Raw genomic sequence first — 19,523 nt, forward strand, 5'->3', positions numbered from 1 at the left:
CCGAACGACGCGTGTTCGCGGCCAGAGATATCCGCACCGACCCTCGAGGAGGAGGATCGTGACGAGCAAGTCCACACTGGCGGCGGTGGCCGCCGTCGTCCTGGTGTCGCTCACGGCGACCGGGTGCGCGTCCGGCGTCGGCGCCGCCAAGACGACCGACGAGGGCGCCGCGTACGAGGAGTTCGCCGGGCTGACGGGCGAGGAGCGCCGCAGGACGCTGGTCGCGGCGGCCGAGGTCGAAGGCGCCCTCAGTCTGTACACCTCGCTGACCGAGGACGTTCTCGCCGTGCTCGAGCCCGCTTTCGAGGAGGCGTTCGACGTCGACGTCGAGGTGTACCGCGCCAACTCCCAGACCGTGCTCACGAAGCTGACGCAGGAGCACCAGGCGGGCGCGATCGGAGCCGACGTGGTCGAGTCGGACTCGCTGCACCTGATGGCGCTGAACAGCATGGGGATCCTGACCGAGTACACGGGTGAGCGGCGCGATCAGGTGCCCGAGGCGGGGCAGGGCGAGAACTGGACGGCGACCCGCTTCAATGTGTTCGCGCCCAGCTGGAACACCGATCGAGTGAGCGCCGACGACGTGCCCACGAGCTGGGAGGACCTGGCCGACCCCAAGTGGGACGGCCAGCTGGCCCTCGAGCTCGGTGACTACGACTGGTACATGGCCCTCTCCACCTACTGGCTGGAGCAGGGGAAGACGCAGGAGGAGGTCGACGCGCTCTTCGGCGACATCGTCGACGGCGGCGTGGCGTACGACGGTCATATCGCGATGGTGGACCGGCACCAGTCGGGCGCGTTCGACCTCGCCGCGTCGAACTACACCTACATCGTCGAGCAGCAGAAGCGCGCGGGTGCCCCGCTCGAATACGCACCGCTCGTCGAGCCGGTCTTCGCGCGTCCCAACGGCGTGGGGCTGATCGCGCAGGCCGAGCACCCGGCCGCCGCCACGCTGTTCGCCGACTGGATGCTCGAGGAGGGGCAGGTGCTCCTGGCGGAGAAGGGCTTGACCACGGCGATCGTGCCCGATGGTGCGGACGACCCGCTGCAGCATGTCGATGTCCGGTATGTCGATGACGGCGAACTCCTCGAGAACGGCCCGGAGTGGGAGGGATCCTACGAGGAGCTCCTCAAGAACGCGGGCGCGCAGTGATCACGCGAGACAGCAGCGCCCGATGACCGGTGTCATTCCGGCTACGGCGCACGTGTGCCGGCGGTGACGTGCGCCCGCCCGTGACCGGAGGAGCCCGGATGAGACGACCGACGTGGCCGAGAGCGCTGCGCGCGATGAACCACCGCAACTACCGGCTGTTCATCACCGGCCACGCTGTCAGCACGATCGGCACCTGGATGCAGCGGGTCGCCCAGGACTGGCTGGTGCTCGAACTGAGCGGATCGGCGGTCGATGTCGGGATCGCGGCGGCCCTGCAGTTCCTGCCGGTGCTCTTCCTCGGGCTGTGGGGCGGCGCCGTCGTCGACCGCCTCGACCGGCGCAAGCTCATCATGCTGACCCAGGTCATCAGCATGATCCTCGCGGGTGGGCTCGCCGTGGTCGTGCTGGTCGGCGCCGTGCAGCTGTGGGTGGTGTTCGCCTTCTCGCTGGCGCTCGGCTTCGTCACGGTCTTCGACAACCCCGCGCGACACGCGTTCGTGGCCGAGGTGACCAGGCCGCAGGACTACGTCAACGCGCAGGCGCTCGCTTCGACGGTGCACAACGTCGGGCGGCTCGTGGGGCCGGCCATCGCCGGCGTGCTGATCGCGTTCGCCGGCAGTGGCTGGGCCTTCGCGGTCAACGCGCTGTCGTTCGTCCCCGTGCTGTGGGGGCTCGCGCTCATCCGGCTGGACGTCGTGGGGGGCGGCAAGGGCGAGCGCAAGCGCGGGAGCGTGCTCGAGGGTCTCGCCTACGTGTTCTCGCATCCCGAGTTGCGCGCGTGCATGATCCTGATCGCCGTCGTGGCGCTGTTCGGGCAGAACTTCCGGGCGGTCCTGCCCATCCTGGCGAGTGAGACCTTCCACGGCGACGCCCAGACGTACGGCTGGCTGACGTCGGCGCTCGGGGTCGGCGCCGTCATCGGCGCCCTGATCACAGCCGCCACCGAGCGCGTGACCGGCTGGCGCCTGCTGCTGGCGGGCTTCGGCTTCGCCCTGACGAACGCGATGATCGCCGTCTCGCCGTGGCTGTGGCTGGCGATGTCGACCGTGCTGCTCATGGGCGTCACGAACCTGATGTTCAATACGCTGTCCAAGACCCTGCTGCAGTTGCGCACGGAGCCGACGATGCACGGTCGGGTGATGGCGCTGCATGGTCTCGTCTTCCTCGGGACCACGCCGATCGGCATGCCTCTGCTCGGCTGGGTGTGTGATCAGTGGGGCCCGCAGGCGGGCCTGTGGGTGGCCTCGCTGACGGCACTCGTCGCCGCCGTCGCGGTGACGCCGATGCTGCATCGACTTCGGGGCGGTCATAATCCTCCGCCGCCCGGAATGTGAAGAGTTTTCGCTATGCGCATTCTCGCAACCGTCGTTATCCAAACTTCATGGACGGGGGATGCAAAAGTGTGATTACATGATGTTCTAATGGTCGGACCATCGGCCAGATCTCGTAGACCCTCAAGGAGGAGGATCATGATGAAACTGACGCGCACGGGCGCTGTCGCCATCGCCGCATTCACGACTTCGGTCGTTCTCGCGGGCTGTGGTGGCGCCGGCACGGCCTCGGTCGGCGCCGCGGGCGCCGGCGAGCCGACCGAAGCCGAAGCGTTCTACGAGGAGATGGCGGCCCTCTCCGGCACTGAGCGCCGCGAAGCCCTCGTCGAGGCGGCCGAGGAGGAGGGCCAGCTGGCCCTCTACACCTCGATGACCTCCGACATCACCGCAGCGGTCGAAGAGGAGTTCGAGAAGGCCTTCGACATCAAGATCGAGGTCTACCGCGCGGGATCGAGTGACGTGCTCACGAAGATCGCCCAGGAGGTCAAGGGCAACTCGGCCAGCGCGGACGTCGTCGAGACCAACGCGCTCGAACTGCTCGCGCTGAACCAGATGGGCGTGCTCGCCGAGTACGCCGGCGAGCGGCGCGACATGGTCGGCGAGGAGGGCCAGTACGAGACCTGGACCGCGACGCGCTACAACGTCTTCTCCCCGAGCTGGAACACCGACTTGGTGAGTGTAGACGAGGCGCCCAAGAGCTGGGAGGAGCTGGCCGATCCGAAGTGGGACGGACGCCTCGCGCTCGAGCTCGAGGACTACGACTGGTTCATGGCACTCCACCAGTACTGGGAGGAGCAGGGCAAGTCGCAGGAGGAGATCGACCAGCTGTTCGGCGACATCCGCGACGGTGCCGAGGTCCAGAAGGGCCACACGGCGATGGCCGACCAGCACCAGGCGGGAGCCTTCGATGTCGCCGCCTCGAACTACACCTACATCGTCGAGCAGAAGAAGCGCGACGGTGCGCCGCTGGACTACCTGCCGCTGGTCGACCCGGTGTTCGCCCGCGCGAACGGCTTCGGACTGCTCAAGAGCGCCGCGCACCCGGCCGCCGCGATGCTGTTCGCCGACTGGCTGCTCGAGGAGGGCCAGCAGCTCATGTTCGATCGTGGTCTGATCGTGGCCATCGTGCCGGAGGGTGCCGACGACCCGATGGCCGACGTCGAGGTGCGCTACGTCGACAACATCGAACTCGCCGAGAACAGCGACAAGTGGGATGAGGCCTATCAGGAGCTCCTCCAGGGCGGAGGTGGGCAGTGACCGCCACCCTCGAGGTGATATCACGCACGAAGAAGCGTCTGCCGCGCGGATTCAAGGCCCCGGCCACGGGACCGATCCGCAATGACGAGGAGCCCGGTACCGGCTTCGTCGCCCTCGTCGGGCGCCTGATGACGCCGAAGACCCTGATCCTCGCAGTCGTCGCGCTGGTCATCTTCTGGTTCGGCGTCGTGCCGCTGTGGTTCATGGCCAGCAGCGCGTTCAGCGACCCGCTGACCGGTGAGTTCATCGGCCTCGAGGGATTCATCGAGGCGTACGCCGACACCAAGCTGTTCCAGATGCTCGGCCACTCGCTGTGGTTCGCCGCGGCGTCGTCGGTGCTCGCGGTCGTGGTCGGCACGACACTCGCGTACCTGCTGGTACGCACGGACGTGCCGCTCAAGTCGCTCTTCTTCGCCTCGTCGATCATCCCGCTCGTGATCCCCGGCATCCTGTACACCGTCGCGTGGATCTTCCTGGCCGACAAGGAGATCGGCCTGCTGAACCACTACCTCGGTGGCGCGGGCCTGTTCGACATCAACACTGTGTGGGGCATGGCCTGGGTCGAGGGCCTGCATCTGTCACCCATCGTGTTCCTGCTGATGGTGGCGGCGTTCCGCGCCATGGACCCCTCGCTCGAGGAGTCGGCGACGATGTCGGGCGCGAGCCGCGCCACGGTCATCCGCAAGATCACCCTGCCGCTCGTGCTGCCGGCCCTGGTCGGCGCGATCGTCATCATGATCGTCCGCGCGCTGGAGAGCTTCGAGGTGCCCGCCCTGCTCGGTGTGCCGGCGAATATCTACGTGTTCACCAGCCAGATCTACTTCGAGCTCCGCGGCTGGCCGCCGGGAACCGACACCGCGTCGGCTCTCGCCTTCGGCCTCCTCGCGATCGCCCTGATCGGCGTGACGTTCTCGAATCTCATCTCGCGCAACGCGAAGAAGTTCCAGACGATCACCGGCAAGGCGTTCCGCCCGCGTCCGATCGAGCTCGGCAAGTGGCGTCCGCTCGCGGGAACGGTGATCCTCGCCTACTTCCTGGTGACGGTCATCCTGCCCATGGCGGTGCTGCTGTTCAACTCGTTCCTGCCGTACCCGCAGGCGCCCTCGGCTGAGGCATTCGCGTCGATGACGTTCCAGAACTACCTCGACGTGTTCGACATCCCGGCGGCCCCGCGCGCGCTGACCAACTCGCTGATCCTGGGCCTCAGCGCCGCGACCGCCTGCATGGCGTTCATGGCCGTCGCGTCCTGGATCACGGTGCGCACCAAGCTCCCGGGCCGTCAGCTGATCGACGCGTTCACGTTCGTCCCGATGGTGATCCCCGGCCTGATCATGGGTGTCGCACTGCTGAGCACCTACCTCTGGCTGGACGCCAACGTCGGCACTGCGTTCTACGGCACGCTGTGGCTGCTGGGTATCGCGTACTTCACCCGCTACATGCCGTACGGCATGCGGTACGCGGTGACGTCGCAACAGCAGATCGGCGCCGAACTCGAGGAATCCGCGCTGATGAGCGGCGCCTCGTGGTGGCAGACCTTCCGCCGCGTGCTCCTGCCGCTGCTGATGCCGGGTCTGCTCTCGGGCTGGATCTACATCCTCGTGGTCTCCTTCCGCGAGCTGTCGAGCTCGATCCTGCTGTACAAGTCCGGCACCGAAGTGCTCGGTCTGCTCATCTGGGAGCAGTGGGAGAACGGCTCGTCGGTCATCGTCGCCGCCATCGGTGTGCTCATGGTGCTGACGCTGATCGTCATGGTGTCCATCGCTTACAAGCTCGGGGCCAAAGTCGGCATCCAGCAGGACTGAAAGAAACTTCGAAAGGTAATCACCCCATGTTGGAAATCGCGAACCTCATCAAGAGCTTTCCTGGTGAGAAGCCCAAGGGGCACAAGGGTGCGCCGCCGAAGGTCCTCGCCATCAACGATGTGAACCTCCAGGTCGAGCGGGGGGAGATGTTCACGCTGCTCGGGCCGTCGGGTTGCGGCAAGACGACCACGCTGCGTTCGATCGCGGGGCTCGAGGCGCCGGACAGCGGCAAGATCACCGTGGGCGGCAGGACGTTCTTCCATGCGGGAGACGGAGTGCCGACCGTGAACGTGGCCGCCAACCAGCGCGGCCTGGGCATGGTGTTCCAGTCGTACGCGATCTGGCCGCACATGACCGTGTTCGACAACGTCGCCTTCCCGTTGCAGGTCATGCCGCGGAACACGCGACCCAGCAAGAAGGAGATCAAGGCGCGCGTCATGCGGGTGCTCGAGACCCTCGAGCTGGCGCACTACGCGGATCGTCAGGCCACCAAGCTGTCCGGAGGCCAGCAGCAGCGCCTCGCGCTGGGTCGCGGCATCATCATCGAGCCGGAACTGCTGCTGCTCGATGAGCCGCTTTCGAACCTGGATGCGAAGCTGCGCGAGTCGCTGCGCTTCGAGCTCAAGCGGCTGCAGCGCGAGCTCGGCATCACGTCGATCTACGTCACGCACGATCAGGTCGAGGCGCTGTCGCTGTCGAGCAACATCGCCGTCATGAAGGACGGCGCGGTGCAGCAGGTGGGTAAGCCGCGCGACATCTATGAGCGACCGCGCAACCACTTCGTGGCCGACTTCATCGGCACCTCCAACTTCATCGAGGCGAAGGTGATCGAGAGCTCGAACGGGGAGTACCGTCTGGAGACGGCGGCGGGCGTGCTGAAGGTCAGCAGCGGTGCGTCCGTGCCCACCGGCACGAAGGTGGTGGCTTCGATCCGGCCGGAGTCGATGGACCTGTCGACCCAGCCGATCGCCAGCGAGAACGTCTGGCAGGGACGGGTCGTGGCACGCGCCTTCCTCGGCGACGCCGTCGACCACGTCGTCGCCGTGGGCGAGACCGAGGTGCGCGTCCGCACGGCGGCCTCCGTGTCCCTGGAGCCGGGCACCGAGGTCTACGTCCACCTCAAGGCCGAGAGCATCTCGCTCGTCCCGGCCGACTGAGGACGCGAAGGTGGCACTGCCTGAGATCCTGAAGAACCGCGGCTTCACCTTCTATTGGGGCGGTGTCATCCTCTCTGAGATCGGCACCCGCGGGACCATTGCGGCCATTCTGTTCCACGTCTATGCGCTGACGGGTTCGTTTGTCCACACGGGTCTCGTGGGTGCCGCTCAGGCGGTGGCCATCCTCGTGCTCTCGCCGCTCGGAGGGGTGTACGCGGACCGGCTCGACCGTAAACGGCTGCTGCAGGCGACGCAGTTCGTGGCGATGCTGGTGGCCCTCGCGCTCACCATCGCGACCGTGGCCGGTGTCGTCACGATCTGGGCGATCTACGCCGCGGTGCTGCTCACGACGGCGGCCGCGACGTTCGACGCCCCGGTGCGCCAGGCCATCATCCCCGCGATGGTGCCGCGCGAGCAGCTGCCGCAGGCGTTCGCGCTGATCAACCCGTCGCGAGAGCTGGCGGTGCTGGTCGGTCCGGGCCTCGGCGGCGTGCTGATCGCGATCGGCGGGCCGCAGCTGATGTACGGCTTCGACGCCCTGTCGTACCTCGCCATGGTGCTGGCGCTGTTCTACATCAAGGTGCCGCACCTGCCGGGTGCGCCGAAGCACGAGTCGATCTTCCGGCAGATCCGCGAAGGCGCCTCGTACATCCGCCGGCGGGGCGTGATCTGGATGCTGATGTCGCTCGACCTGTCGGCGACCATCTTCAGCGCGTATCGCGTGCTGCTGCCCGCCATCGCGACGGACGTGCTGCACGTCGGCGGCGTCGGGTACGGGGTGCTCGCGGCGGCTCCCTCGGCGGGAGCGCTGCTGGCGTCGTACACGATCTTCCGGCTCGTCACGCGCAGCAGGAAGCTCGGCAGGATCCTGCTCGCGACGACCATGCTGTACGGCGGCGCGGCGATCCTGCTCGCACACGCGGGGCTGTTCTGGGTGGCGCTGCCCGCGTGCCTGCTGCTCGGCGCTCTCGATGCGGTCACCACGACGATCCGCCACGCGGCGGTGCAGCTCGAGACTCCGGATGCCGTCCGCGGTCGCGTGACCTCGCTGTATCAGATGGCCTCTCGCGGCGGCCCCGCCGTGGGCGACGCGGTGATGGGCAAGCTCGCCGCCATGGTCGGCCCCGCGGTCGCCCTGACGCTCGGAGGCATTCTGACGGCCGTGTATGCGGCTGCCTTCCTGCCGCGCGCGAATGCCGTGCGCGAGTACGCCGGAGCGAAGGCAACAGCGCACTAGACATCACGACTTCCTCCACCCGACAGAAGAAGAAAGGAACGCAAATGGCCAAGGATGCGCTCGTATCTCCTGAGCTTGCGAACAAGTTCAAGACGGAGAAGGACAGCCCGTATGTCCGCTGGGTCGCCGCGGAAGGGCTGGACATCATCGCCGCCCACTACGTCGAGGACCTGAAGACCGTCGAGCTGAAGCCGTGGGACCGCCGCGGTGGCCGCGGGGTGTTCATCAACCACGAGGCGTCCCGCACCTCGAACGACTGCTACGTCGCCGAGATCCCGGCGGGCGGCTCGCTCGCTCCGCAGCGTCAGCTCTTCGAGGAGCAGATCCTCGTGCTGTCGGGCCACGGTTCGACGACCGTCTGGAACGACAAGGGCAAGAAGATCACGTTCGAGTGGGGCCCCAACTCGATCTTCGCGATCCCGCTGAACACGAACTTCCAGCACTTCAACGCCTCGGGCTCGGAGCCTGCGCGGTTCGTCTCGTCGACGAACGGCCCGCCGATCATCAACATGTTCGACGACCCCGAGTTCGTGTTCAACACGCCGTACGACTTCCCGTCGCGCTTCAACGGAGAGCCCGACTACTTCGACAACAAGGACGAGCAGGATGGTCTGCTGCTCAAGACGAACTTCGTCTGGGACTCGGTGGGCCTGCCCCTGATCTCGGCGAAAGAGCGCGGCGCGGGCGGCGGTCACATCCGCTTCACGATGGCGCGCGGTTCGCAGAACAGCCACATCTCGCAGTTCCCGCCGGCGACCTACAAGAAGGGTCACCGTCACGGACCGGGTGCGCACGTCATCATCCTCTCGGGTGAGGGCTACTCGCTGATGTGGCCGGAGGGCGAGGAGCCCCGGCGCTACGACTGGCACGCCGGCTCCATGATCGTTCCGCCGAACATGTGGTATCACCAGCACTTCAACACCGGTTCGGAGCCGGCCCGCTACCTCGCGTTCAAGCACGAGGTCGTGTCGATCCGCAACGCGCAGGGCGTGCCGAAGGCGTGGATCTCGCAGCGCATCGGCGGGGACCAGATCGACTACGCGGACGAGTCGCAGATCGTGCGCGACACCTTCGCGACCGAGCTCGCGAAGATCGGCCTGAAGCCGCAGATGGACGCGGTCTACGAGGCCGAGCTCGCCGACCTGCCGCCCAAGCAGTAAGGAAGCCCCCGGTGCACGCCCACGCTGACACCATTCACACCCACGCCCCCTACGACGTCGCGGCGCTGAGCCCCAACGGGCTCGACGCCGCCGGCATCTACCGAGGGAACGATCACGGCCATGACCACGATCACCACGGTGATCACGATCATGATCACGATCACGCGCTCGACGCCCGGGAGCTGGCGGCGGCCTTCGCCGACAACCCGATCTGGCAGCGCGACAACGTGGAGATGGTCAGCGTGGGCGTGGACATCGGGTCCGCAGGAACGCAGATCGTGTTCTCGCGCCTGGTCCTGCGCCGACGCGGCGAGGACCTCACGTCGCGCTACATCGTGGTCGAGCGCGAAACGCTGCACCGCTCGCCGCTGCATCTGACGCCCTTCGCCGCCGACCTCACGATCGACGCCGAGGCGCTCGGCGGCCTGCTCGACCGCGCCTACGACGACGCGAAGCTGGACCCCGCGGCGGTGGACACCGGCGTGGTCATCCTCACCGGCGAGGCACTGCGTCGCGAGAACTCCGAGGCGATCGCCACGGTCATCGCGGAGCGCGCCGGCGACCTCGTCACGGCGACCGCCGGTCATCACATGGAGGCCATGCTCGCCGCCTACGGCTCGGGTGCCGTGCGCGTCTCGAACGCGGCGGGTTCGCGCATCCTCAACATCGACATCGGCGGCGGCACCACCAAGCTCAGCCTCATCGAGGCGGGCGAGGTGAAGACCACCGCGGCCCTGCACGTCGGCGGCCGCCTGCTCGCCCACGAAGACGGGCACATCGTCCGACTGGAGCCCGCGGGCCGCAAGCATGCCGAGGACGCCCACCGCTCGCTCGAGCTGTTCGGCTCGGTCGCCGAAGAGGACCTTGACGCCATCGCCGCGCGCATGGCCGAGGCCGTGTTCGAGCTCCTCGACGGCGCCGGCGATGACGAGCTCTGGCTCACCGATCCGCTGGTCGTGGACTTCGCCACGATCGACGGCGTCGTCTTCTCGGGTGGCGTGGGCGAGTACGTCTATCGCAACGAGACGCGCGACTTCGGCGACCTGGGGCTCCGCCTCGGACACGCCCTGCGCGACATCGTCGACGGCCGCACGCTGCCGCTGCTCGAAGCGGCGGAGCGCATCCGCGCCACCGTGCTGGGCGCGTCGGAGTACAGCGTCCAGCTCTCGGGCATCAGCACCCACCGCGAGGACGCCGATCTCCTCCTCCCGCGCCGCAATCTCCAGGTGATCGCGCCGAGGTACGACCTCCCCGAGGACGCGTTCGGCGACGTCGACGCCGAGGCGATCGCCACGGCGATCCGCGAGCGCCTCGCCGCGTTCGGCGTCGAGCGCGATGACGAGATCGCCGTCGCGCTCGACTTCCGGGGCGCCCCGGCATACCCCCGCGTGCGCGCCCTCGCGGACGGCGTCCGCGCCGGACTCGCCGAGCGCATCGACGTGGGTCGCCCGACGTTCCTCGTGCTGCACGCCGACGTGGGGCTGAGCCTCGGACGCATCCTCCGCACCGAGCTCGGCGTGACGAGCGGTCTGCTCGTGCTCGACGGCCTGTTCCTGCGCGACTTCGACTACGTCGACCTCGGTCGGCTGCGTCAGCCATCCGGCACCGTCCCCGTCACGATCAAGTCGCTGATCTTCGGCGATCGGATGATCGACTGAACGCGGCGTGACCGAGCGCGGGGCGTTCAGCTGGGACAAGCAGGACTGGCTGTCCGAGGGGTCGATCTTCCTCTTCTCGGTGTCGGTCGGCATGGCCACGGTGCTCGTCCCGCTGGTCGCGGACGACGCCGGCTACTCGCTCGCCGCGATCGGCTTCTTCGTGGCCGTGTCGGCCGTGTTCCAGCTGCTCGCCCGCATGGGGATGGGCGTGCTGATAGACCGGTTCGCCACCAAGACGCTGATCGTGGTGGCGCTGGTGATGATGCTCGTCTCATGCGCCATGCTCGCCACGAGCAGCGTGCTGTGGGTCTTCCTGGTCTCGCAGGTGCTGCATGGCGCCGCGCGCGCGTACTTCTTCACCGGATCGCAGATCCACGTGGTGCGCAACACCAACCGGAAGCCCGTCAAGTCGGTCGCGCTGATGAATGTGACCAACGGAGCCGGCATGCTCGCGGGCCCGATCCTCGCGGGTGTGATCGGCGAGTTCTCCCTGCAGGCGGCGATGTGGGTCGCGGCGATCGCGGCCGGCATCGGCGTGCCCGCGAGCATGGTGTTGGCGCACCACGCGCCGTTCCCGCGTCCGCCGCTGGATCCGGACGCCGAGCCCGAGAGGCCTGTCTGGATGCGTCCGGGCGTCGTGGCCGCGGGCCTGATGGGCGTCACGGCCGGAACCTGGCGCGGCATCCTGAGCTCGTACGTGCCGGTTCTGCTGACCGCGGCCGGGCACTCGCTCGCCCTCACCGGCATCCTCGGCACCGTCGCGAACCTCGCCGCCCTCATCGGCTCGTCGGTCGCGCACCAGGTGCGCCGGCTGGGCGTGCGCCGTTCGGCGGTGACCGCCACCATGATCACGGTCGTGAGCCTCGTCATGCTCACCTTCGTCACCCAGTCGATCTGGCTCGCGGCGACCTTCCTGTTCCTGTCGGGCATCGGCGCCGGTCTGCTGCAGACCTTCCAGCCGACCCTCGCCGCGGAGGCCGTCGGCCCCGAGGACCAGGGGCGCTCGATCGCCGCGGCCGGCACCTACCGTGCGGCGGCCCTGCTGCTCGCCCCGATGGGCATCGGCGCCCTGGTGCTGATACTGCCCAGTGCGGGTCTTGCGACGGCCGTCATCGCGGTGCTGGTCGGTCTGCCGAGCGTGCTGGTGAGGCCGGGGAGGTCCTGATCACCGTATCGTCGTGCGGGGCTGCCCACGGCGGCGAGCAGCTGTTGGTGAGACCATTAGACCTCGAGTAGAGTGGTGCGAAGCACTGCACCGCGGCACCCGAAGTCCGGCGCAGGAACGGGCGCCTGAGGGCACGGACTTCGACGTCTCGCACCCCGAACAACGACGTTTGAGAGGACCTCATGATCGAAGCCATCGGCAGCGGGCTCGCCCAGCTGCTCCAATGGGAGACGCTCGGCCTGATGGTCGTCGGCATTCTCGTCGGCTTCCTGGTCGGCGTGCTGCCCGGCCTCGGCGGAGCGGTCGCGATCGCCCTTCTCCTTCCGTTCACCTTCGTCATGGAGCCCGTCCAGGGCCTCGCATTCCTGCTCTCGATGTGGATCGTCACGACCACGTCCGGTGACATCACGTCGGTGCTGTTCGGCATCCCCGGGGAGGCGACCTCCGCCGCGGCGGTGCTGGACGGCTACCCCATGACGAAGAGGGGCCAGGGCGGCCGCGCGCTCGCCATGGTGCTGATGAGCTCCGCCGTCGGCATCGTGTTCGGTGCCGTGGTGCTCGGCCTGTTCGTCACGATCATCCGCCCGCTTGTCCTCCTGATCGGCCCGCCCGAGTTCTTCATGCTGGCGCTGGTCGGTCTGTCGTTCGTGGTGTCGCTCGCGGGCAAGAGCCCCGGAAAGGGCCTCATCATGGTGGCCCTGGGCCTGCTCGTGTCGTACATCGGCATCGACCCGACGTATGGCGTGGCCCGCTTCGACTTCGGCCAACTGTACCTGTGGTCGGGTATCGCGCTCGTCCCCGTCGTCGTGGGCCTGTTCGGTGGAGCCGAGGTGCTGCAGCTGATGTTGTCGCGCTCGTCGATCGCCGCGCCCTCCCTGGGCGGCGCCAAGCTCTCCGGCGTCCGCGCCGGTCTCGCGGTGCCGTTCAGGCACTGGTGGCTCATGATCCGCACGTCGGCCATCGGCGTCGCGGTGGGTCTGCTGCCGGGCCTCGGCGGCACGGTGGCGCAGTGGATCGCGTACGGCCACGCCCGCCAGACGTCGAAGGACCCCGAGAAGTTCGGCAAGGGCGCGGACGACGGCCTCATCGCCGCCGGTGCGGTCGGCGTCGCGAAGGACGCCGGATCGCTCATCCCCACCATCGCGTTCGGCATCCCCTCGGGCGCCGCGACTGCGGTCCTGCTGGGCGGCTTCCTGATCCTCGGCATCAACCCCGGAAAGGAGATGCTCGAGGACAAGCTCGACGTCACCTTCTCGATGGCTTGGACCGTGATCATCGCCGGCCTGCTCGGCATCGTCCTCGCGCTGCTGCTGGCCCGTCCGCTCGCGGCCCTGACGAAGATCAACGGCGCCGTCATGACGCCGGTCCTGCTCCTGTTCCTCATCGTCGGCGCCTACACCGCCAGCAACAACTGGGGCGACCTGTTCGTCATGCTCGGCTCGGCCGCGCTCGGCGTGGTCTGCCTCCGCTGGGACTGGCCGCGCGTGCCGTTCCTGCTCGCGCTGGTGCTCGGGCCGCTCATCGAGCAGTACCTGAACCTCTCGCTGACCATCTTCGGCGCCGAGTGGCTCGTCCGTCCGGGCGTGCTCATCCTCGCCGTCGTCGTCCTCGGCGTCGTCGGCTTCGGCATCCGCTTCGCCCGCAAGCAGGGCGAGTCGGACGCGGCTCCTGTCGGTGTCGGCACCCGTGTCATCCGCACCCTGGGGAAGAAGAAGTGACCATCGTCGACAAGAAGGCGCTCAGGCCCGACCTCATCATCGCGGGCATCCTCCTCCTCGTCTTCGCGGGGTTCCTCGCGGCGAGCTTCATGTACCCGGCCGATGCGGTGCTGCTGCCGCGGCTGGTGTCGATCGTCGGCATCCTCGGCACCGCCTGGACCGTCGTGCGCAGCCTCATCAAGATGCGCACGGCCCCGGAGGTCGCGGAGGAGTCCACGGCCGTCGAGGACGAGCTCGTCGCGCTGAAGCACCAGGCGGAGGAGGCGGACCCGGACAACCCCGAGGAGGCCTTCGCGACCGCCTCGCGCAAGGACTGGCTGGCGGCCCTCGGCTTCGCCGCGGGATTCCTCATCGTGATGTGGCTGGCGGGCATCTTCGTCGCCACGGCCGTCTTCTCCTTCGCCTACCTGTCCTGGGTGGGCAGGAAGAAGTGGTACTTCGCGCTGATCTACGCGGTCGTGCTGACGGGTGCCCTGTACACCCTGACGCGCATCGTCACGCTCATCCTGACGCCGGTCGGCGTCCTCCTCCCCGGCGGTTGATCCGAGCCGTCGGCATCCCACCTACGTAGTCGACACTTCACCAAGGAAGGTCCCTGTCACATGACTCTCAAGCGGTTCACCTGGACCCGCATCGCCGCGAGCTCGCTCGCGATCGGCGCACTCGCTCTCGCCGGCTGCTCGGCGCCCGGCCAGCAGGGAGCCGCCGCTCCCACCGGCGACGGCGCGGATGCCTGCGCGGCGTTCGAGGGCAAGACCGTCGAACTGGTCATCCCCTACTCGCCGGGCGGTGGCTACGACACCCTCGCGCGCACGGTCCTCCCGGGCCTCGAGAACGCGCTCGGCGCCAAGGTCGTCCCGATCAACAAGCCGGGCGCCGGCGGCCTGCTCGCCATCAACGAGCTGTCCAAGGCCACGCCCGACGGCTCGCAGATCGCGATCGTGAACGGCACGGGCGCCGCCTCGGCGATCCTGGCCGAGGCCGAGGGCCCCACGTTCGACTTCGACGGCCTGAGCTACGTCGGCCGCATCGCGATCGACGACCCGGTGGTCGCGACCGCGACCTCGGGCGATTTCAAGACCTGGGACGACGTGCTGGCCAGCGACGGCTTCACGTTCGGTTCGACCGGCCGCGGCTCGTCGGACTACATCCTCGCGCAGACGCTCATCGAGGTCTTCGACCTGAAGAACGCCGAGGTCGTCACGGGCTTCGGCGGCCAGTCCGAGACCGAGCTCGCGCTCATCCAGGCCAACGTCGACGCGATCGCCGGCCCGCTGGACAGCCGTCGCGCCAGCATCGAGAGCGGCGAGTCGCACGCAGTGCTCGCGTTCGCGGACGAGGCTCCGGCCGAGTCGCCCGACGCCGCCACGCTCAGCGAGCTCGACCTCACCGACGAGCAGACGGCGATCCTCGACGGCATCAAGCTCATCACCGAGTTCGGTCGTCCGCTGGTCGCGCCGCCGGGCATGGACGAGGGCACCCTCGGCTGCCTCCAGGACGCGCTCGCCGCGGCGGTCGAGGACCCCGAGGTGGTCGAGATGGCCGAGAAGGCCAAGCTCGGCATCGACTTCCTCTCGGGCGAGGACATGAAGGACGAGGTCGTGCCGACGCTCCAGGAGCTGCCGCAGAGCGTGATCGACATCCTCAAGGCGTCGTACTGACGGACCTCTGACGACCCCCTCCGGCGCGAGCGAGGCTCGCCCCGGAGGGGGTCGTCATATGCGCTGTTCGCTCGGCATCACGGACCGCGGGACGAGCGATCCGCTCGCCCGCGAGGGTCCGTCGTCCTCCTCCCTCGTTCGCCGAGCGAGCCGAAACGGCGCGGGAACCCCGTGTGTCAGGGCGTGTGGAGCGCGCGTCAGGACAGAGCGACGGCGCCCGTGACCGGGCACGCCGCCGCGGCTTGGGCCTGCTGCCCACCCGCCGCTGCCGCGGCAGGACGCGCGTCGATGCCGAAGAGCGTCTCGATCGCTGCGAAGACCTCGTCGGCGCGGCCCTGCATCGCGTAGTCGGCCGCGCGGACCGTCGGCGTGTGCAGCAGCGTGCCCACCAGGTGGCGCAGGGCCGCCTCGGACTCGGGGTGGCGCGCGATCTCGGCCTCGAGCAGGCCGAACACCTTCTCGCGCAACGCCACCACCGCCGGCTGGGCGGCGCGGCTGCGGCTGACGTCGACGAAGCGCGCGGCGGCGTCCTTGACCATGGCGCGCGCGGTGTCGGTGGCCTGCAGCTCCTCGAGCGGCGCGTGCAGGCGGATCGTCTCGAGGTCGAGCAGGGTCACGCCGCGGATCTCGCCCACCGCCGGGTCGACGTTGCGGGGCATGCCGAGGTCGATCACGAACAGCGGCTTGGCGAGACCCTCGATCGTCGCGGGGGTGACGACGGGCTCGTCCGCGTTCGTGCACGTGATGACGATGTCGCTCGCGACCGCCGTCTCGACGAGATTCGCGCGCGTGGCGTGGGCGATGCCGTACTTGGCGCCGAACTTCGCGCCGCGCCCCGAGGGGGAGTAGACCGTGATGTCCGTGACGCCGCGGTCGCGCAGCGCCGCGATGGTGGCCGCCGCGTACATGCCCGTGCCGACCAGCAGCACCTTCTGCGTCGTCCAGTCGGCGAGGCGGCTGTCGGTGAGCTCGAGGGCAAGCCGCACCAGCGAGCGGCCGGCTCGGCCGAGCGCCGTGGCGTTCTTGATGGCCTTCTGGGTCTCGGTCGCTCGCTGGAACATCCGCTCCAGGTCGCTGGTCGTCGTGCCGTGGTGGCGTGCGTCGGTCAGAGCGCGGCGCACCTGGCCGCCGATCTCGCCCTCGCCGATCACGACCGACTCGAGGCCCGCGGCCACCGCGAACAGGTGCTCGGCTGCCTTGGCCTCGGTCTTGACCGTGTACGCGCCCGCGAACTCCTCTGGGCTCAGGCCCGAGGCCGTGCGCATCGCCTCGGCGATCAGCTCGGCGCTGTCGTCGCGGTCCGTCTCGACGTACGCCTCGATGCGGTTGCAGGTCGAGAGCACCACGACGCCGTCCACGACGGGGGCGATCAGGGGTGCGATCTTGTCGGCGCCGGGTGCGGAGAGCTGCTCGAGGACGTCGAACGGCGCGGTCTTATGACTCGCGGTGACACAGAGCAGCACGCATCGATTCTACGCCGCGTCGAAGCCGGGGACTGAGCGCTCGCTGGATCCGGGCCCGGGATGTCTCGATGTCGAGAGAACGGGCGTCTCCGGGAGCGCGGCCCAGCGGATCCCGAACTTCCACGCGGCAGGATGGAGCCATGTCCCACGCCGACGCGCCCGAGCCGCGCGCCCCGCTGTCCTCGTCCGCCCTGCTGAGGGCCCTGGCCGGCGACCGTCCCGAGACCGCCCCGGTCTGGTTCATGCGCCAGGCCGGCCGCTCGCTCCCCGAGTACCGCGAGCTGCGCGTCGGCACCCGGATGCTCGACGCGTGCCTGACGCCGGACCTCGCGGCGGAGATCACGCTGCAGCCCGTGCGCCGTCACGGCGTGGACGCGGCCGTGTTCTTCAGCGACATCGTCGTGCCGCTGCGCCTGGCCGGCGTCGAGGTCGAGATCGAGCCGGGGCGCGGGCCCGTCTTCGCGTCCCCCGTCCGCACGGCGGACGACGTGGCCCGCATCACCGCCATCGCGCCGGCCGATGTCGCGGCGGCGGCCGAGCCGGTGCGCGAGGCGGTGCGCCTCACGGTCGCCGAGCTCGACCGGACCGGCACGCCCCTGATCGGCTTCGCGGGCGCGCCCTTCACGCTCGCGGCGTACCTGGTCGAGGGCGGCCCGTCGAAGGAGCACCTGCGCGCCCGCGCCATGATGCAGTCCGACCAGGGGTCCTGGAACCGCCTCGCGGGCTGGCTGTCCGAGGTGTCCCGTGCGTTCCTGCAGGCCCAGATCGAGGCCGGCGCCGCGGCCGTGCAGCTGTTCGACTCGTGGGCCGGTTCGCTCGCGCCCGCCGTGTACCGCTCGCTCGTCGCGCCGCACTCGCGGGCGGCCGTGACGGATCTGCCGGTGCCGGTGATCCACTTCGGCGTCGGCACCGGGCCCTTCCTGGCGGACATGCGTCTGGACGGCGCGGCCGCCGCGGTCGGCGTCGACTGGCGCCAGCCGCTCGACGAGGCCGCCGCCCTGGTCGGCCCCGACACCACGCTGCAGGGCAACATCGACCCCGCGCTGCTCGGCGCCCCGTGGGAGGTGCTCGAGGCGCACGTGCGTGACGTGGTCGAGCGCGGCCGCGCGGCGCGCGCGCACATCGTGAACCTGGGCCACGGCGTGCCGCCCGAGGCCGACCCGGCCGTCCTGACGCGCGTCGTCGAGCTGGTCCACTCCATCCGGTCATGACGGATCTGGACGGCCTGTACCGGCACGCGCACGGCACGCGCGTCGTCGTGATCGGCGGCGGGATCGGCGGCCTCGTGGCCGCGCGCGAGTTCGCCAAGGTCGGCATGGTCGTCACGGTGCTGGAGGCGGGCGATCGCCTCGGCGGCGCGATCCGCGGCGGCGAGGTGGCCGGTCTGGAGCTCGACCTCGGTGCCGAAAGCTTCGCGACCCGCGGGGGCCACGTCCGCGCCCTGGTCGACGAGCTCGGCCTGGGCGACGCAGTCGTCGAGCCCGACCGGGCCGGCGCCTGGGTCGCGGGTCTCCCGGGCGGCAGGGCCGAGCCCCTCCCCAAGGGCGGCGTGCTCGGCATCCCGGCCAACCCGTTCGCGGAGGACGTCCGCCGGGTGATCGGATGGGGCGGCGCGTGGCGCGCGTACCTCGACCGCCTGCGCCCGCCGCTCACGATCGGGCACGAGCACAGCCTCGGCCGGCTGGTCGAGTCGCGCCTCGGCTCCGCCGTGCTCGACCGGCTCGTCGCGCCCGTCACCACGGGCGTGTACTCGGCCCGGCCGCACGACATCGACGTGGACGCCGCCGCCCCGGGCCTGAACGCGGCGCTGACGCGCGCCGGATCGCTCACGGGAGCGGTCGCGGAGCTCACGGCCGCGCGTCAGGGCAAGGCGCCCGGGTCGGCCGTGCTCGGGCTCGCGGGCGGCATGGGCCGCCTCGTCGCGGCGCTCGAGTCCGAGCTCGCGTCGGCGGGCGTGGAGATCCGCACGGGGACGCCGGTCGCGTCGCTCGAGCGTGCGGCGGGCGGCTGGCTGGTCGGCGCCGCGCGGGATGGGGAGCCGGAGGGCGCCGGACTGACGCCGCCTCCGGCCGAGGGCGTCGAGCCGTCGGACCTCGACGGCGAGCGCAGCCTGTTCGCGGACGTGGTGCTCGTGGCGACCGAGGAGGCCGCCGCCCGCCGCCTGCTGGCGCCGCACATCGAGGGCCTGGCCGCCGAGGCCCCGCTGCCCGGTCCCGCGGTCGACATCGTCACGCTCGTGCTGGAGGCGCCGGAGCTCGATGCCGCGCCGCGCGGCACCGGCGTGCTCACCGTGCCCGGCTCGTCGCGCGCCAAGGCCCTCACGCACGTCACCGCCAAGTGGGCGTGGGTGCGTGAGCGCGCGGCCGGGCGGCACGTCGTGCGCGTCTCGTTCGGAACGCAGGACGAGGCCCCGGCCACGTCGCGCCTGGATCGGGACGAGGTCGCCGAGCTCGCGCTCGCCGAGGCCGCCGGCCTGCTGGGCGTGCCGCTGCGGCGGCGGCAGCTGCTCGGCGCGCGCCTCGAGCGCTTCGCCCAGTCGCAGCCCGCCTCGCGCGTCGGCCATCGCGACGAGACCGAGCGCACCCGCGCGCTCCTGGCATCCACCCCCGGCATCGGCGCCGTCGGCGCCTGGCTCGCCGGAACCGGCCTGGCGCAGGTGGTGCCCGACGCGATCGCCGAGGCCGATCGCGTGCGCCGCGCCGCCCTCTTCGGCTGATCCGCGCGGCCCCGCGACATCACAGCCCCCCCGCAACGTCACATC

The 19,523-nt window shown here is 69.7% G+C and carries 15 protein-coding genes; 14 read left to right on the top strand and 1 reads right to left on the bottom strand.

The window, feature by feature from the left end; translation table 11 throughout:
* Positions 1–58: 58 nt before the first annotated feature.
* The 12 genes from ASD19_RS00245 to ASD19_RS00300 all read left to right on the top strand — a co-directional run bounded on the left by ASD19_RS00245 (position 59) and on the right by ASD19_RS00300 (position 15,299).
* Positions 59–1,153 carry an ABC transporter substrate-binding protein gene (locus tag ASD19_RS00245; protein WP_162246639.1) on the top strand — a complete coding sequence of 365 codons (1,095 nt, stop codon included), beginning with the start codon at positions 59–61 and terminating at the stop codon, positions 1,151–1,153.
* A 98-nt stretch (positions 1,154–1,251) separates the two neighbouring features.
* Entirely contained in the window at positions 1,252–2,487 is a 1,236-nt protein-coding gene (locus ASD19_RS00250) for an MFS transporter (RefSeq protein ID WP_082542862.1), read from the top strand.
* 135 nt (positions 2,488–2,622) lie between these two features.
* Positions 2,623–3,741 (top strand): ABC transporter substrate-binding protein, encoded by a 1,119-nt coding sequence (locus tag ASD19_RS00255; protein ID WP_055987647.1) that lies wholly within the window; start codon positions 2,623–2,625, stop codon positions 3,739–3,741.
* The gene (locus ASD19_RS00260) at positions 3,738–5,543 is read left to right on the top strand and encodes an ABC transporter permease (RefSeq protein WP_055987650.1); all 1,806 of its coding nucleotides are present in this window, start codon (positions 3,738–3,740) and stop codon (positions 5,541–5,543) included. The genes ASD19_RS00255 and ASD19_RS00260 overlap by 4 nt, the downstream gene beginning before the upstream one ends.
* Positions 5,544–5,569: 26 nt before the next feature.
* Positions 5,570–6,700, top strand: a complete 1,131-nt coding sequence (locus ASD19_RS00265) for an ABC transporter ATP-binding protein (protein ID WP_055987652.1) — start codon at positions 5,570–5,572, stop codon at positions 6,698–6,700.
* Positions 6,701–6,710: 10 nt separating this feature from the next.
* Positions 6,711–7,937, top strand: coding sequence for an MFS transporter (locus tag ASD19_RS00270; protein ID WP_055987654.1), 1,227 nt, complete (start codon positions 6,711–6,713; stop codon positions 7,935–7,937).
* Between the two features lie 44 nt (positions 7,938–7,981).
* A complete protein-coding gene (locus ASD19_RS00275; protein ID WP_055987656.1) occupies positions 7,982–9,097 on the top strand; it encodes an ethanolamine ammonia lyase-activating protein in 1,116 nt (371 codons plus the stop codon).
* An 11-nt stretch (positions 9,098–9,108) separates the two neighbouring features.
* Positions 9,109–10,755, top strand: coding sequence for an ethanolamine ammonia-lyase reactivating factor EutA (locus ASD19_RS00280; protein WP_200941025.1), 1,647 nt, complete (start codon positions 9,109–9,111; stop codon positions 10,753–10,755).
* Positions 10,756–10,762: 7 nt separating this feature from the next.
* Positions 10,763–11,920 (top strand): MFS transporter, encoded by a 1,158-nt coding sequence (locus ASD19_RS00285; RefSeq protein WP_055987658.1) that lies wholly within the window; start codon positions 10,763–10,765, stop codon positions 11,918–11,920.
* 182 nt (positions 11,921–12,102) lie between these two features.
* A complete protein-coding gene (locus tag ASD19_RS00290) occupies positions 12,103–13,638 on the top strand; it encodes a tripartite tricarboxylate transporter permease (protein ID WP_082542864.1) in 1,536 nt (511 codons plus the stop codon).
* Positions 13,635–14,180 carry a tripartite tricarboxylate transporter TctB family protein gene (locus ASD19_RS00295; RefSeq protein WP_055987660.1) on the top strand — a complete coding sequence of 182 codons (546 nt, stop codon included), beginning with the start codon at positions 13,635–13,637 and terminating at the stop codon, positions 14,178–14,180. Before ASD19_RS00290 ends, ASD19_RS00295 begins: the two co-directional genes overlap by 4 nt.
* Before the next feature lie 60 nt (positions 14,181–14,240).
* Positions 14,241–15,299, top strand: coding sequence for a Bug family tripartite tricarboxylate transporter substrate binding protein (locus tag ASD19_RS00300; RefSeq protein WP_055987662.1), 1,059 nt, complete (start codon positions 14,241–14,243; stop codon positions 15,297–15,299).
* 197 nt (positions 15,300–15,496) lie between these two features.
* Here ASD19_RS00300 and ASD19_RS00305 read toward each other — a convergent pair whose 3' ends face one another.
* Positions 15,497–16,762, bottom strand: coding sequence for a glutamyl-tRNA reductase (locus ASD19_RS00305; protein WP_055987664.1), 1,266 nt, complete (start codon positions 16,760–16,762; stop codon positions 15,497–15,499).
* A gap of 140 nt (positions 16,763–16,902) precedes the next feature.
* Here ASD19_RS00305 and hemE point away from each other — a divergent pair, with 140 nt between their 5' ends.
* Positions 16,903–17,973, top strand: a complete 1,071-nt coding sequence (gene hemE, locus ASD19_RS00310) for a uroporphyrinogen decarboxylase (RefSeq protein ID WP_055987666.1) — start codon at positions 16,903–16,905, stop codon at positions 17,971–17,973.
* Complete coding sequence (locus tag ASD19_RS00315) at positions 17,970–19,478, top strand: protoporphyrinogen/coproporphyrinogen oxidase (protein WP_055987669.1); 1,509 nt, start codon at positions 17,970–17,972, stop codon at positions 19,476–19,478. Before hemE ends, ASD19_RS00315 begins: the two co-directional genes overlap by 4 nt.
* Positions 19,479–19,523 lie beyond the last annotated feature (45 nt).

The sequence above is a fragment of the Microbacterium sp. Root53 genome, assembly GCF_001426925.1.
GTDB lineage: Bacteria > Actinomycetota > Actinomycetes > Actinomycetales > Microbacteriaceae > Microbacterium.

Excerpts from the sequence above, each read along its gene's own strand:
- hemE (WP_055987666.1), top strand. The coding sequence starts at position 16,903 with ATGTCCCACGCCGACGCGCCCGAGCCGCGCGCCCCGCTGTCCTCGTCC.
- ASD19_RS00255 (WP_055987647.1), top strand. The coding sequence starts at position 2,623 with ATGATGAAACTGACGCGCACGGGCGCTGTCGCCATCGCCGCATTCACG.
- ASD19_RS00315 (WP_055987669.1), top strand. The coding sequence starts at position 17,970 with ATGACGGATCTGGACGGCCTGTACCGGCACGCGCACGGCACGCGCGTC.
- ASD19_RS00265 (WP_055987652.1), top strand. The coding sequence starts at position 5,570 with ATGTTGGAAATCGCGAACCTCATCAAGAGCTTTCCTGGTGAGAAGCCC.
- ASD19_RS00275 (WP_055987656.1), top strand. The coding sequence starts at position 7,982 with ATGGCCAAGGATGCGCTCGTATCTCCTGAGCTTGCGAACAAGTTCAAG.
- ASD19_RS00290 (WP_082542864.1), top strand. The coding sequence starts at position 12,103 with ATGATCGAAGCCATCGGCAGCGGGCTCGCCCAGCTGCTCCAATGGGAG.
- ASD19_RS00300 (WP_055987662.1), top strand. The coding sequence starts at position 14,241 with ATGACTCTCAAGCGGTTCACCTGGACCCGCATCGCCGCGAGCTCGCTC.
- ASD19_RS00250 (WP_082542862.1), top strand. The coding sequence starts at position 1,252 with ATGAGACGACCGACGTGGCCGAGAGCGCTGCGCGCGATGAACCACCGC.